Raw genomic sequence first — 14,686 nt, 5'->3', positions numbered from 1 at the left:
GCCGCGGGTTCAGACCAGACGGCGGGCGGTGGCCCAGCGGGTCAGCTCGTGGCGGTTGGAGAGCTGGAGCTTCCGCAGCACCGCCGAGACGTGCGACTCGACCGTCTTCACCGAGATGTAGAGCTGCTTGGCGATCTCCTTGTACGCGTAGCCGCGGGCGATCAGCCGCAGCACCTCCCGCTCCCGCTGGGTGAGCCGGTCCAGGTCCTCGTCCACCGGGGGCGCGTCCGTCGAGGCGAAGGCGTCCAGGACGAAGCCGGCGAGCCGGGGGGAGAAGACGGCGTCGCCCTCCTGGACCCGGAAGATCGAGTCGACCAGGTCGGTACCGGTGATCGTCTTGGTGACGTAGCCGCGGGCGCCGCCCCGGATCACCCCGATCACGTCCTCGGCCGCGTCCGACACCGAGAGCGCCAGGAAGCGGACCGGGTCCTCGGGCGCGCCGAGCAGGCTCGCGCAGCGCCTCAGCACCTCGACCCCGCCGCCGCCCGGCAGGTGCACGTCGAGCAGGACGACCTCGGGCCGGGTCGCGGTGATGACCGTGACCGCCTGGTCGACGTCGGCCGCCTCGCCGACCACCTCGACGCCGGTGACCTCGGTCCGGCCGATCTCGGCCTGCACCCCGGTGCGGAACATCCGGTGGTCGTCGACGAGCACCACCCGCACCCGCCTGCCCACACCCGGCGCCGCGCCCGCGTCGGTCCCCGTGTCCGCGTTCGCGTCCGCCCCGCTCCCGGTCGCTGCCCCGGTCCCGTCGCTCATCCGTCCGCCCTCTCCATCTCGAGCTCCACTTCGGTGCCGCCGCCCTGCGGTGACCGCAGCCGGGCCGTACCGCCGTTGCGCCGCATCCGGCCGATGATCGATTCTCGTACGCCCATCCGGTCCTCGGGCACGTCGTCCAGGTCGAAGCCCGGCCCCCGGTCCCGCACCGAGACGAAGACCGTGCGGCCGTCCACCTCCGCGAACACCTGCACCGCCCCTCCCTCGCCACCGTACTTGGCGGCGTTGACCATCGCCTCGCGCGCGGCCTGCATCTGCGCGACCAGCCCCTCGTCGAGGGGGCAGTCCCCGACGACGACCACCTCCAGCGGGACGCCGTGCTTGTCCTCGACCTCGGCCGCGGCCCTCTTCACCGCCTCCGCGAGGGTCTCCGGCTCCTCGTCCCGGCCGGTGCCCTCCGGTCTGTAGAGCCAGTTCCGCAGCTCCCGCTCCTGGGCGCGGGCGAGCCGGCGCACCTCGCCCGGGTCGTCGGCGTTGCGCTGGATCAGGGTGAGGGTGTGCAGCACCGAGTCGTGGACGTGGGCCGCGACCTCGGCCCGCTCCTGGGCGCGGATGCGCATGGTCCGCTCCTCCGTGAGGTCCTGCGACATGCGCACCAGCCAGGGGCCGGCGAGCAGGACCATGCCGGTGAGGACGGCGACGGCCGCGGTGAGGGCCGTGCCGAGCTGGGCCACGGAGCCGCGGACCACCACGAAGACCGCGAGGCCCGTGCCGACCAGGGCGACGCCGACGAGCCCGCGGGCGAGCTGGAACGCGCGTCTGTGCCGGCCGGGCTCGGTCCAGCTGGCACGGCGGGCGTTGTCCGCCTGGCGCCAGAAGACGGCGAGCCCGATGCCGGTGAGGAGGACGGGCCAGACGTACCGTCCCGTCTCGCCGTCGAAGCTGGCGTTCCCGGCGACGACCGCGAGGCTCACGGCGAGCGCGGCCAGGGCGAAGACCTGGCCGCGGTCGGGCTTGCGCAGCTTGCGGCGCCCGTCCGGAGCGGTCTCGAAGACGGGGCGCGGGGCGGTCCGTCCGCCGACGCCGAGCGGGACGACGATCCAGAAGACGGCGTAGAGCACGGCGCCGAGGCCGTCGGCCATGGCGAGGACCGCGAACGCCGTGCGCACCCAGACGACCGGCAGTCCGAGGTGTCCCGCGAGACCGCGTGCGACGCCGCCGAGCCACCGTCCGTCGGCGCTCCGGTAGAGCCTGCGCAGGGACGGTTCGTCGGTGTCGGCGACGCGAGCGGATGCGGACATGCACCGATCGTCACACGTCCGACCCGCCCGGGACATCAGGGTCGGCCCTGAGATCTCCCCCGGTACGGCCTCGGGGACGGGGGCCCTCCGAATATCAGGGTCGGGCCAGGGTCGTCCCCGGTGCCGCACGGCGTCACGGGCCGTCACCATGGTGGCATGAGGAGTTCGGTGTCTTCGCAGCACGAGGCCCCGCCGCCGGCGGAGGCCGCTTCCGCCGCGCCGCTGCGGCGCTCGCGCGGGAGCAAGGTCGTGGGCGGTGTCTGCGGCGGTCTCGGCCGGTACTTCGACCTCGACCCGGTGGTCTTCCGCGTCGTGATCGGCGTCCTGGCGGTGACGGGTGGCTTCGGGCTGCTCTTCTACGGCTTCGCGTGGCTGCTGATCCCGCTCGCGGGCGAGGAGGAGAACGAGGGGCGCAGGCTGCTGACCGGCCGCGTCTCCGGTTCCTCCCTCGCGGCCCTGCTGATGGCGCTGATCGGCTGCGGGGTCCTCCTGTCGATGCTGCGCAGCGGATCGATGCTGGGTTCCTCGCTGCTGGTGGCGTTCACGGCGTGCGGGGCGGCGGTCTGGTCGCGGCGGAGGCAGACCGGCGCGGTGGAGACCGAGGGCAGGACGGACACGGCGGCGGCACTCGCGGTCGCCGAGGCCCCGCCCGAGACGAAGGCCCCGCCTCTGATCGAGCACACCTCCTGGTGGAAGGACCCGATCGTCAAGGACGGCTCGACGGGCAAGGTGGCCGTCGGCTACCTGTGGGGTCCGCACGGCGTGGTGGACGGGGACGGCAGGGTGAACGGCGAGGTGCCGAAGCCCGGCGGCCGGTGGGGCGCCCCGGACCCGGCGCCCGGGCGTCCGACGCCCTCCGTCCGGAAGAGCCCGCTCTCCATCAGCGGCCTCGTCCTCCTGCTCGCGATGGTGGCGGCCGGTCTCGGCACGGGCCTGACCTGGGAGACCGAGCCGCTCGGCACCAGCCTGCAGACCGGTCTGGTCGCCGCCCTCGGGGTGTTCGGCCTGGGGCTCGTCGTCAGCAGCTTCCTCGGGCGGACCGGGTTCGGCACGGTCTTCCTGACCGTGGTGACGGCGGGCCTGCTCGCCCTGGCCACGACGCTGCCCGACCGGATCACCACGGACTGGGTCCGCGAGACGTGGGCGCCCGCGTCGGCCGCCGCCGTGCAGCCGCGCTACGAGCTGGGCACGGGGGTCGGCACGCTCGATCTGGCACGGCTCCCGCTCCCCGCGGGCACGACGGTCACCACCGGTGCCGAGGTGGGGGCCGGCCGGCTCGAAGTGATCGTCCCGAAGGACGCGGTCGTGAAGCTGCGCGCCAAGGTGTCGCTGGGCGACCTGCGCCTGCCGGGGCAGCCGCCGAACGACGTCGACGTCGCGCCGGACCGCGAGGAGGCCCGCACGCTCGCGCCGCCGGCCGGGACCGCCCCGGCGGGCATCCTGGACCTCTCCCTGGAGGTCGCGCTCGGACAGGTGGAGGTCATCCGTGCTGCTTCATGAGTTCCGTCCCGGCCGGCTCCTCGCCGGCCTCACCGCCCTCGCCCTGGCCGCCCTGTACGCGGGCGACCTCGCCGGGGCCTGGACGACCCCCTGGTACGCGGTGGTGCCGGTGCTCTGCGGCGGCCTGGGCACGGCCGCCCTCGCGACCTGGGTCGCCTATCGAGTACGGCGCCGTTCGGCGAGGAGCCGGTCCAGCGAGAGCACCGGGGCCCCGGCGAGCAGCAGCGGCAGCCAGGCCATCAGATAGACGAGGTCGTTGCCGAGGTAGTACGGCGACACCTGCCAGCTCACGGTCAGCCAGAGGCTCAGCGAGATCAGCGCGCCCCCGAGCGCCGCCACGCGGGCGAAGAGGCCGAAGAGGGTTCCGAGCCCGACGGCGAGCTCTCCGAAGGCGAGGGCGTACCCGAAGCCGGCGGGGCTCTTGAGGGCGAGGTCGACGAGCGCGGGGATCGCGGAGACGTCCCGGACGCCGCGCATCGTCTCGCCGATGGATCCGCTGCCGGTGCCGGCGAGGAAGGAGGAGTCCGTGAGCTTGTCGAGCCCGGCGTAGACGAACGTGATCCCGAGGAAGATCCGCAGGGGAAGGAGGGCGTGGCGGGAGGCGAGGGCCTTCCAGGCACCGGTCCCGTCACCCTCACCGGGACCGCCGTCACCACCGCCGGTGTCGTCGTGCCGGTCCGGGGTCCCGTCGTCCCCCCGGCCCGTCCGGTCCGTCTGTCCCGTCATCGTCGGTCACCTCTCACGCCCCGTACGGCTGCTCGCGGAACGATTCTCCTCCGAGCGGCGCCCCGGGGGCGCGGGGAAGGGGCCGGACGGTCAGTCCACGACGTCGATCGTGACCCGGTTGGTCTCCGTGCCCGCCGCCGTCACGACCGAGACCTCCACCCGGCCCGGTTCCACGTCCGCCGGGAGGGGGACGGTCAGGGCGGTGTCGGTGGGGTTGGCGAAGCCGCCCGGGACCGGGACCAGGGGGACGTGGGCGTGGACGGCGCCGATGCGGACGACGAGGCGGGTCAGCGGGTCGGGGGCGTCCGCGCCCGGCGGGACGAAGCCGCGGCCGCGGATCTCGATGTCGTCGCCCGTGCGGATCGGGGCGTCGAGGTCGCCCGCCTCCCGGGACCGGACCACGGAGTGGATCGTGGGGCGGACGCCCTCGGCGCACTTCGCGGCGAGGTGCCAGGCGGCCGAGACGCCGAGGAGGAGCACCAGGGACCAGGGGACCCCGGGGAGCCGGTCGGGGTCGTGGGCGAGTCCGGCGGCCGTGAGGACGAGGACGGCTCCGGAGACGAGGAGGTACTGGACGTCGGCGAGGCAGGCCCGGCCGCTGTCGTCGCAGAGGAGGTCGGCGGCGCGCGGGCGGTCGGCCCGCACCTTCTGGAGGCGGCCCGCCGTGATGCCGGCGGTGACGACGAGGCGGGCGGTGACGGTGACGGCCGCGACCAGGGCCAGGGCGGTGAGCAGGCCGGCGTCCCGGGCCGGGTCGAAGGCGGTCGCGGCCGGGGCCGGTGGCCCGGGGGCCGGGAAACGGGCGGCCAGGAGGACGAGGGAGAAGGAGGGGAGCAGGAGCCAGGCGGCGGCGACGGCGCGGGTGGTGGAGAGCCGGTTGTCCTCGCCGGTCAGGGGCGCGAGGAGGCCGCCGCGGGCCCGGTGGGCGTGGGCGGCGGCGCTGAGGAGGGCGGCGAGGGCCAGGGCGGTGCAGAGGCCGGCCGTGCGGGCGCCGGTCCAGCCGGCCTCGACGGCGGTGAGGGCCTGGGCGAGGAGGAGGGCGAGGACGGCGCCCCAGACGGTGCGGAGGGTGCCGCGCCGGACCAGGTCGAGCCGGGCGGGCCCGGCCTCCCGGCCGTGCGCGGTGACCGCGCGGGCGGACTGGGCGAGCTCGTCGGAGACCCACTGGCGGGCGGCGACCGGGGAGTGGGCGACGGCGGCGGGGACGCCGTGTCCGGCGGCGAGTTCGTCGCGGCGGGCGAGGAAGGCGGCGACCGCGCGCCGGTGGCCGGCCCGCCCGCAGTGGGCGCAGCCGGCGCAGCCGGTCGCGTGCTCGCCGTACCGTCTCGCCTCTTGAACCGCCACGGTGCTCACTTCCCGAGCTCGCTCCACGACAGCTCGGGCCGGTGCGTTCTGGTGCGTTCCGGTGTGCCGTGGAGGGCCAACGTGCCGTTGGTTCCACGGAATTGTGCCGTACTGGAGGCTCACCGGGGTGCCGTGCGCACCCCGCTCAGGAGTGATTGTCGAGTCGCCTGATTGACGTACGGAAGGATTGGCGTACGGAAGGATTGGCGTACGGAAGGGTGCGGGGAACGGCGAAGCCGCCGCCCCGGTCGTCCGGGACGGCGGCTTCACGGGCGGGTGGGAGGGGTCACTCCCACTCGATGGTGCCCGGCGGCTTGCTGGTGACGTCGAGGACGACGCGGTTGACGTCGGCGACCTCGTTGGTGATGCGGGTCGAGATCTTGGCGAGCACTTCGTAGGGCAGGCGCGACCAGTCGGCCGTCATGGCGTCCTCGGAGGAGACGGGGCGCAGCACGATCGGGTGGCCGTAGGTGCGGCCGTCGCCCTGGACGCCCACGGAGCGCACGTCGGCGAGGAGCACGACCGGGCACTGCCAGATGTCGCGGTCGAGACCGGCGGCGGTCAGCTCCTCGCGGGCGATGGCGTCGGCCTCGCGGAGCAGGTCCAGGCGCTCCTTGGTGACCTCGCCGACGATGCGGATGCCGAGGCCGGGGCCGGGGAAGGGCTGGCGCTGGACGATCTCGTCGGGCAGGCCGAGCTCCTGGCCGACCATGCGGACCTCGTCCTTGAAGAGCTGGCGCAGCGGCTCGACGAGCTCGAACTCCAGGTCCTCGGGGAGGCCGCCCACGTTGTGGTGGGACTTGATGTTGGCGGTGCCGGTGCCGCCGCCGGACTCGACGATGTCCGGGTAGAGCGTGCCCTGGACGAGGAAGGCGACCTCCTCGCCGTCGGCGGCGCCCTCGGCGATGATCTCGGCCTGGGCCTGCTCGAAGACGCGGATGAACTCGCGGCCGATGATCTTCCGCTTGGTCTCCGGGTCGGAGACTCCGGCGAGGGCGGTGAGGAAGCGCTCCTGCGCGTCGACGACCTTCAGCTGGACGCCGGTGGCGGCCACGAAGTCCTTCTCGACCTGCTCGGTCTCGTTCTTGCGCATCAGGCCGTGGTCGACGTACACGCAGGTGAGCTGGGAGCCGATGGCCTTCTGCACGAGGGCGGCGGCCACGGCGGAGTCGACGCCGCCGGAGAGGCCGCAGATCGCGCGCTTGGTGCCGACCTGGGCGCGGATGGCCGCGACCTGATCCTCGATCACGTTGCCGGTGGTCCAGTTCGGCTCGATGCCGGCGCCCCGGTAGAGGAAGTGCTCCAGGATCTGCTGGCCGTGCGTGGAGTGCAGCACCTCGGGGTGGTACTGGACGCCGTACAGCTTCTTCTCGTCGTTCTCGAAGGCGGCGACCGGCACGACGTCCGTGGAGGCGGTGACGGCGAAGCCCTCGGGGGCGGCGGAGCAGGCGTCGCCGTGCGACATCCACACCGACTGCTCGACCGGGGTGCCCTCGAAGAGGGTGGAGCCGGCCTTGGAGACGTGCAGCGGGGTGCGGCCGTACTCGCGGGCGCCGGTGTTGTCGACGGTGCCGCCGAGGGTCGTCGCCATCAGCTGGAAGCCGTAGCACATGCCGAAGACGGGGACGCCCGCCTCGAAGAGCGCGCGGTCGAGGCGGGGGGCGCCCTCCGCGTACACGGAGGACGGGCCGCCGGAGAGGATGATCGCCTTCGGGTTCCTGGCCAGCATCTCGGCCACCGGCATGGTGGACGGGACGATCTCGCTGTAGACCCGGGCCTCACGGACGCGGCGGGCGATGAGCTGGGCGTACTGGGCGCCGAAGTCGACAACGAGGACTACGTCCGGGTTGGTGACGTCGGGCGCGGCAGCGGGGGTCGCTGATGACACTACGGCGGCCTTCCGGCGGTAGGAGGGGGTCCCTCGAAAGGGGTGCTATTTGTCGATTCTACCGGCGCGCCGGTCGGACTATTCGTCTCACCATCCGAACCCGGGTTGGCCCCGGCTCCGGGGCGGGGTCCATACTGTCGCCATGCGCGAGCACTCGACCTTCGTCTTTACCTATGGCATCCGGCCCACCGGCTGCCATGGTCGTGCTGCTTGAGCAACTGACAAGCGACTTCCCAGGCGCCCCGGGCCACACGGCCCGGGGCGTTCTGCTTGCCTCCGGGCCATGCGGCTCCAGGGCGTCCGACCTCACAGGAGCCCTGCCATGACGACGCACACCGCCACCACCGAGAAGACCGGCGCCCGCACCGACGAGGCGGCGGCGCTGATCGGCGACGCCCGTGGACGCATCGACGCGCTGGACGACCGGATCATCGGTCTCATCCAGGAACGGATGGCCGTCTCGGCCGTCATCCAGGAGGCCCGGATCTCCTCCGGCGGCCGCCGGGTGAACCTGAACCGCGAGATGGAGGTCCTCGGCCACTACAGGGACGCGCTCGGCAAGCCGGGCACGGCGCTCGCGATGACGATGCTGGAGCTGTGCCGGGGGCGCATCTGAGAGCTGCGCCGAGGAGGCGTCCGAGAGCCGCGCCGGGGCGCATCCGAGTGGGCGCCCGCACCCGAGTTCGGGCCCGCTCTCACCCGTACGGCGCGTGACCGGCTCCGTACCGGCTTCGTTGGTCCGGTTGTCCGTGCCAGCCAGGGGCGGGCCCGAAGAAAAACCACGCGTGGCTTCGCTGGGGCGTGTGGCGTACCTCTCCGGTGCGCCGTGGGACCTCGCACCAGCGCGTGTGACCGGGCAGCAGGGGACAGCGGCCCGGTCACCCAGAAAGGGCGGTCGGCCCCGGGGACGCCCGGGGCCGACCGCAACCGGCTCCCCCGGCCGCACCCCGCGGCCCCAGCACCGTTGCGAAGACCCCGTCCCCTCGTCCCCCCACCCCGTTCCCCTCCCCAGCGGCGCAGCCCCCCGGCGCCGCCCCGCTCGGCACCGCAGCTGCCCTGACGCCGGTGCCGGCCCCGAGGGCCCCGTGCCGCGACCGGAATCGCGGCGCGGGGCCCTCGCCCGCACCCCCTCCCCGTACGACGTGACGCGCGTCACACGACGATCCCGTGCAACCGCTACAACCAATCGCCGGGGTCGCGGGTCAACCATGCAGCAACACCAGAAGCCGGAAGGGCGCTGCATTCGGAGGGGGATGCAGCGCCCTTTCCGTGTCCGCCGTTCCGGCCCCGGTCACTCCCGCTTCGACGGAACCTCTGCCGGAACCTCCGCCGGGATCCCTGCCGGGGCCTCCGACGGGATCTCCAGTGGAACCTCCGGGGGGATCTCCGACGAAACGGCCCGCTGAGCGTCCGGCGGGGCCTCCGGCCGGACCTTCGGCATCCCCAGGAACGGCAGGCGCAGCGCGCCGAAGGCCTCGGCCGGGACCGCGGGCGACTTCGGCTCGATCGCCGCGAGCCGCGCGTACCCCTCGCCCTGCGCCGGGCGCGGGTCCTCCTCGCCCTTGTTCGGCCAGAAGGACATGGCCCGCTCCGCCTGGGCGGTGATCGTCAGGGACGGGTTCACGCCGAGGTTGGCGGAGACGGCCGCCCCGTCCACGACGGAGATCCCCGGGTGGCCGTAGAGCCGGTGGTACGGGTCGATGACGCCGGACGCGGCGTCGGCGCCGATCGGGCAGCCGCCCAGGAAGTGGGCGGTGAGCGGGGTGCCCATCAGCTCGCCGACGTTGGAGCCGGCGAAGCCGTTGATCTCCTCGGCGAGGAGGGAGGCGGCCCGGGTGGCCTCCGGGATCTGGACCGGGTTCGGCGCGCCGTGCCCCTGGCGGGCCGTGAGCAGGCCCTTTCCGATGCCGCCGGGCTTGCGGTAGGTGGTCAGGGAGTTGTCGAGGGACTGCATGACCAGGCCGATGATGGTCCGCTCCGACCACTTCCGGTTGGAGAGCGAGCGGGCGGCGAGCGCCGGGTGCCGGAGCAGGTTGAGGAACCAGTTGCGCACCCGGTGGGCGCCGTAGGGCACCTGGAGGACGGTGAGGCTGCCCATCGAGTTGGAGCCCCTGCCGTACCGCACCGGCTCGATGTGGGTGTTCTCGTCGGGGTGGACGGAGGAGGTGATGGCGACGCCCCGGGTGAAGTCGGCCTTCTCCTTGCCGTGCTTCCTCCGGTAGCGGCGGTCGGTGGTCTGCGCGCCGACCAGGCCCTCGGAGTTGGTGCGGGTCAGCTCCCCGAGCCGGTCCGAGATCCGGGGCAGCAGGCCGGTGTCCTTCATCCGGTGCAGCAGGGTCTGCGTGCCGTACGTGCCGGCCGCGATGACGACCCGGCGGGCGGTGAACGTGCGGCCCCTCCCCTTCTTGCGGTTGTCGGTGGGCAGGGTCTTCACCGCGAAGCCGCCGCGCGAGTCCTCGGTGACGGTGACGACGGTCGTCATGGGGTGGACGGTCGCGCCCGCCTTCTCCGCGAGGTACAGGTAGTTCTCGTTGAGGGTGTTCTTGGCGCCGTGGCGGCAGCCGGTCATGCACTCGCCGCACTCGGCGCAGGCGCGCCGGGAGGGGCCCGCGCCGCCGAAGTACGGGTCGGGGACCTCGCCGCCGGGCTTCGCCCTGGCCTTCCCGTCGGCGTCCTCGCCGTCGCCGAAGAAGACGCCGACCGGCGCCATGTGGAAGGTGTCGCCGATGCCCATCGCCTCGGCGGCCGACTTCAGGTGCACGTCGGAGGGGGTCATCGTCGGGTTGAGCCGTACGCCGAGCATCCGCTTGGCCTGGTCGTAGTACGGCCGCAGCTCGTCCTCCCAGTCCGTGATGTCCTTCCACTGCGGGTCGTCGAAGAACGCCTTGAGCGGTACGTAGAGGGTGTTGGCGTAGTTGAGGGAGCCGCCGCCCACACCGGCGCCCGCGAGCACCATGACGTTGCCGAGCAGGTGGATGCGCTGGAGGCCGTAGAGGCCGAGGGCGGGGGCCCACAGGAAGTTCTTCAGGTCCCAGGAGTTCTTCGGCAGGGTCTCGCGGGTGAAGCGGCGCCCGGCCTCCAGGACGCCGACCCGGTAGCCCTTCTCGGTGAGGCGGAGGGCCGTGACCGAACCGCCGAAGCCGGAGCCGACGACGAGGACGTCGTAGTCGTACGCGCCGTCCTCCACCTGCTCCTGATTTTGGGTAGGGGGTACCGCGGTCATGGCTCTCCTCGTACGGAGTACGGAAAAAGGGGTGGAAAAGAGGGAGCGCCCGGGCCCCGCCGTCGACGGGGCCCGGGAGGTCTCAGCGCAGGCGCAGGGCCTTCATCGCCTTCAGGGACAGGCTCATGAACGCGGCGTACTTCTCGTCGTCCATCCCGAAGGAGGGCGCGAGCGGGACCAGCCGCTGCTGGGCGACGGTCTGGGCCTCGGTGTACTTGAGGATGCCCTCGGAGCCGTGGCGGCGGCCGAGCCCGGAGTCCTTCATGCCGCCCATCGGGGACTGCACGCTGCCGTACGCGGGCGCGTACCCCTCGTTGATGTTGACGGTGCCGGTCCGCAGCCGGGCCGCGACGGCGTGGCCGCGGCGCGAGTCCTTCGTCCAGACGGAGGAGTTGAGGCCGTACGGGGTGGCGTTGGCGAGCTCGATCACCTCGTCCTCGTCCGTGAAGCGGTAGATCGAGACGACGGGGCCGAAGGTCTCCTCGTTGCAGACGGTCATCGGGGCCTCGACGCCGTCGAGGATGGTCGGCTCGTAGAAGAGGGGGCCGACGTCGGGGCGGGCGACGCCACCCGCGACCAGCCTGGCGCCCTTGGCGACGGCCTCCTCGACGTGCCGCTTGACGGTCTCCAGCTGCCGCTCGCCGACGAGGGAGCCCATGTCCGCCCCGTACGCGAGGGAGGTGCCGAGCCGCATCGCCTTCGTACGGGCGGCGAACCGGGCGACGAAGTCGTCGGCGACGGACTCGTGCACGTACAGGCGCTCGATGGAGATGCAGAGCTGTCCGGCGGAGGAGAAGCAGGCGCGGACGGCGCCGGCGGCGGCCTTCTCCACGTCGGCGTCCTCCAGGACGAGCATGGCGTTCTTGCCGCCGAGTTCGAGGGAGACGCCGACGAGGCGGGCGGCGGCGCCCTGCGCGACCTCGCGGCCGGTGCGGGTGGAGCCGGTGAAGGAGACGTAGTCGGCGTGCCGGACGACCTCGGGGCCGACGACCGGGCCCTCGCCGAGGACGACCTGGAAGACCTCGGCCGGCAGACCGGCCTCGATGAGCAGGTCACGGGCCCACAGCGCGGTGAGCGCGGTCTCGGTGTCGGGCTTCATGACGACGGCGTTGCCCGAGACGAAGGCGGGCAGGGCGTCGCCGACGGAGAGTTCGAGCGGGTAGTTCCAGGGGGCGATCTGGCCGACGACCCCGCGCGGCTGGCGCAGTTCGGTGACCTTGGTGAGGGTCGGCACGACGCCGGTGTGGCGGCGGGGACGCAGGTACGAGGAGGCCTTGCGGCCGTAGTGGCGGGCGGCGACGGCCACCGCCATGACCTCCTCGTGGGCGTGCAGGCGCGCCTTGCCCGTCTCCAGCTGGATGAGGTCGAGGACCTCCGCCTGCCGTTCGAGGACCAGGTCGTGGAAGCGGAGGAGCACGGCGGCGCGGGTCCGCACCGGCGTCGCGGCCCAGACCGGCTGGGCGGCGCGGGCGCGGTCGAAGGCCTCGGCGACGTCCTCGGGGGCGGACTCGGGCAGGTCCGCCAGCTTCTCCCCGGTGAAGGGGGTGTGGTTGGCGGTCCGGCCGGAGCCGACCACGCCCCGGGAGAGCCGGGCGACCAGGTCGGGCGTCACGACGTCGGCGGCGGTCCGGACGCCGGCGGGTACGGGCGCGACCGGGTTGGTCGCCCCCGCGGGGGCGGTCCCGGTCTGCACCGCGGAGGTGGCGGCGGTGGCGGTGGCGTCGGGAGCCGAAGGGGCGGCGGGGGCCTGCGAGTCCGTCATGAGGGCGAGCGTAAGCCGCCGTCCGCCCTTTGGGTACCCGTCGGTAACGCGTTTTCACCGGGGGCGCACATCGCGCCAGCGATCACTGGCACATAAGCCCTGATCAGCGGCTCACGGCCGCCGAGGGCCGGTCGCGGAGTTTTTTCCGGGCTTTACCCGCCCGTCTGCTCCCCTCCCTGCTCCCCCGATTCCCGCCAGTGCCGGAGGACGATGTCGAACTGCTCCCGGGTGGTCTCCCAGCTCGACGCGGGCGAGGACATGTAGAGGGCGTACTCGGTGCCGTCGTCGCCGTAGTACATCTGGTCGATCGCGCGCCGGGGCCCGGGGAAGGTCTTCCTCTCCGTCCAGGTGAACTCCCACAGGCAGGAGAGGGTCTGGTCCCGGTAGGTGGTCGGAAGGAGCTTGATCCGGTTGTAGTCCATCCGCTTCGCCAGGACGCGCTCCAGGTCGAGCGCGTGCATGTACGGGTTCTCGAAGTCGGGGCTGCGGTCGATGCTGATCCGGATGCGGTGGTTGCCGTTGTCCGGGGTGTAGTCGATCTGGTCGCCCTCCGTCTGGCGCTTCCAGCCGTCCGGGACGAGGAGGCTGAAGCCCTCCGGGTCCTCGACGCGGTGCCAGCCGTCCGGGATCCCGTTCTTCCCGCCGCTCCCGGCGGAGGGGGTCGCGGGCGGGGCCGTGGCGGTGGTCGTTCCCCCGGTGCCGTCGACGTCGCGGTCGCCGCCCGCGTAGTGCATGGCGGCGAAGACGGCACCGCCCGCGACGATTCCGGCGAGCAGGGCCGCGAGGACGACGGTGCGGCGACGGCCGCCCCGGCCGGACGGGGGGTGGGCGGGGCCCGGTACCGGGGTGGGGGCGGGGGAGGGGTGGTGCTGTTGGGATGGGTAGGCCTGCTGGGGCTGTTGGGGCTGTTGGGGGGTTCGGGGAGGCTGGGGCCACTGGGCGGTGGAGCCTCGCGGGACTGCCCCTGCGGTCCCTGTGGCCCCCGCGGCCCCTGCCGCTTCCGGATCCGAACGGTGGGCCCGGTCCGATCCGTCCGCCTGCCGCTCCCGGTCCGCGGTGTTCGCCGTGCTCGCCGTGCTCGCCGTGTTCGCCGTGTTCGCCGTGTTCGCCGTGCCGACCGCGCCCGCCGGCGCGTTCCGGTCGTCCGTGCCCTCCGCCGGGTCCAGCTCCTCCTTGGCCACCCGCTGGGTCGGCACGTACGCCTGCGCCGACGCCGACGCGCGCCCCTCCATCGCCTCCAGGAGCATCCGCCCGACCTCGTCCGCGCGCGGCCGCTGCACCGGGTCCTTGCGCAGCAGGGCCACGATGACGGGGCCCAGCGCCCCCGCCTTCTCCGGGTGCGGCGGCTCCTCGGTCACCACGGCCTGCATGGTGCTGATCGGGGAGGTGCGGCGGAACGGCGAGGTGCCCTCCACCGCCGTGTAGAGCGTGGCCCCGAGCGACCAGAGGTCGGAGGCGGGACCGGGGTCGCCGCCCTTCACCCGCTCGGGCGCCAGGTAGTCGATGGAGCCGACGATCTCACCGGTCCGGGTGATCGTCGAGTCGCCCTCGATCGCCGCGATCCCGAAGTCGGTGATCAGGACGCGCCCGTCGCGCGCGAGCAGGATGTTGCCCGGCTTGACGTCCCGGTGCAGCACCCCGGCCGCGTGCGCGGCGCGCAGCGCGCCGAGGACGTGCAGCCCGATCCTGGCCGCCTCGCGCGGCTCGACGGTGCCCGACTCCTTCGCGGCGTCGGCGAGCGAGGGCCCGTCGACGTACTGCATGACGATCCACGGGCGGGCGTCGTGCTCCAGGACGTCGTGGACGGTCACCACGCCCGGGTGCGTGATCCGCGCGGCCGCCCGCGCCTCCTTCTGCGTACGGGCGTGCAGCACGAGCCGGTCGGCCTCGGCCACGAACCGGCCCGCCGTCAGCTCCTTCACCGCCACCACGCGGTGCAGCACCTCGTCGTGGGCGCGCCAGACCTTGCCCATGCCGCCGCGCCCGATGGTCTCGCCCAGCCGGTAGCGCCCGGCGAGCAGCAACCCCGCTCCTGTGTCCTGTGAATGTTCCACTTGCCCCCGCCCGTTCCTTCTGACGCCAGGTTACGGAGGGGGGCACGGACCGCGAAACCTCGGGGCGGTCATAGGAACAGCACTGTGACCGGGGGACGGTGGACGGCACGGGCACGGGTGCGGGCACGGGCACGGGTGCGGGCAGGGCACGGGTGCGGGCGCGGGCAGGGC

The 14,686-nt window shown here is 73.5% G+C and carries 11 protein-coding genes; 3 read left to right on the top strand and 8 right to left on the bottom strand.

The window, feature by feature from the left end; genetic code table 11:
* Nucleotides 1-9 precede the first annotated feature (9 nt).
* Nucleotides 10-759: a LuxR C-terminal-related transcriptional regulator gene (locus OO47_RS08885; RefSeq protein ID WP_030209173.1), complete on the bottom strand. Its 750-nt coding sequence runs from the start codon at nucleotides 757-759 to the stop codon at nucleotides 10-12.
* Nucleotides 756-2,018, bottom strand: a complete 1,263-nt coding sequence (locus tag OO47_RS08880) for an ATP-binding protein (RefSeq protein ID WP_030209170.1) — start codon at nucleotides 2,016-2,018, stop codon at nucleotides 756-758. The genes OO47_RS08885 and OO47_RS08880 overlap by 4 nt, the downstream gene beginning before the upstream one ends.
* A gap of 156 nt (nucleotides 2,019-2,174) precedes the next feature.
* Here OO47_RS08880 and OO47_RS08875 point away from each other — a divergent pair, with 156 nt between their 5' ends.
* On the top strand, nucleotides 2,175-3,518 hold the full coding sequence (locus tag OO47_RS08875) for a PspC domain-containing protein (protein ID WP_030209167.1): 1,344 nt from the start codon (nucleotides 2,175-2,177) through the stop codon (nucleotides 3,516-3,518).
* A complete protein-coding gene (locus OO47_RS34805; RefSeq protein ID WP_078489539.1) occupies nucleotides 3,505-3,765 on the top strand; it encodes a hypothetical protein in 261 nt (86 codons plus the stop codon). Before OO47_RS08875 ends, OO47_RS34805 begins: the two co-directional genes overlap by 14 nt.
* Here the strand turns inward: OO47_RS34805 and OO47_RS08870 are convergent.
* From OO47_RS08870 to guaA, 3 genes are all read right to left on the bottom strand, one after another.
* Entirely contained in the window at nucleotides 3,675-4,244 is a 570-nt protein-coding gene (locus OO47_RS08870) for a DoxX family protein (RefSeq protein WP_078489538.1), read from the bottom strand. The genes OO47_RS34805 and OO47_RS08870 overlap by 91 nt on opposite strands.
* Nucleotides 4,245-4,334: 90 nt before the next feature.
* Nucleotides 4,335-5,588: a hypothetical protein gene (locus OO47_RS08865; protein ID WP_030209162.1), complete on the bottom strand. Its 1,254-nt coding sequence runs from the start codon at nucleotides 5,586-5,588 to the stop codon at nucleotides 4,335-4,337.
* Nucleotides 5,589-5,874: 286 nt separating this feature from the next.
* Nucleotides 5,875-7,476, bottom strand: coding sequence for a glutamine-hydrolyzing GMP synthase (gene guaA, locus OO47_RS08860; RefSeq protein ID WP_030209159.1), 1,602 nt, complete (start codon nucleotides 7,474-7,476; stop codon nucleotides 5,875-5,877).
* 322 nt (nucleotides 7,477-7,798) lie between these two features.
* On the opposite strand from guaA, the gene OO47_RS08855 reads away from it, so the two are divergent.
* A complete protein-coding gene (locus OO47_RS08855; protein ID WP_030209156.1) occupies nucleotides 7,799-8,092 on the top strand; it encodes a chorismate mutase in 294 nt (97 codons plus the stop codon).
* 675 nt (nucleotides 8,093-8,767) lie between these two features.
* Here the strand turns inward: OO47_RS08855 and OO47_RS08850 are convergent.
* The 3 genes from OO47_RS08850 to OO47_RS08840 all read right to left on the bottom strand — a co-directional run bounded on the left by OO47_RS08850 (nucleotide 8,768) and on the right by OO47_RS08840 (nucleotide 14,515).
* Nucleotides 8,768-10,699: a GMC oxidoreductase gene (locus tag OO47_RS08850; RefSeq protein WP_078489537.1), complete on the bottom strand. Its 1,932-nt coding sequence runs from the start codon at nucleotides 10,697-10,699 to the stop codon at nucleotides 8,768-8,770.
* An 82-nt stretch (nucleotides 10,700-10,781) separates the two neighbouring features.
* Nucleotides 10,782-12,461, bottom strand: a complete 1,680-nt coding sequence (locus tag OO47_RS08845; protein ID WP_078489536.1) for a succinic semialdehyde dehydrogenase — start codon at nucleotides 12,459-12,461, stop codon at nucleotides 10,782-10,784.
* A gap of 152 nt (nucleotides 12,462-12,613) precedes the next feature.
* The gene (locus OO47_RS08840; protein WP_030209148.1) at nucleotides 12,614-14,515 is read right to left on the bottom strand and encodes a serine/threonine-protein kinase; all 1,902 of its coding nucleotides are present in this window, start codon (nucleotides 14,513-14,515) and stop codon (nucleotides 12,614-12,616) included.
* Between the last annotated feature and the right edge of the window lie 171 nt (nucleotides 14,516-14,686).

It is taken from the genome of Streptomyces bikiniensis (genome assembly GCF_000716625.1).
GTDB classification, from domain to species: Bacteria; Actinomycetota; Actinomycetes; order Streptomycetales; family Streptomycetaceae; genus Streptomyces; species Streptomyces bikiniensis.
Note: the sequence above shows the minus strand (reverse complement) of the source record. Positions and strands in the feature narration are given on the sequence as shown.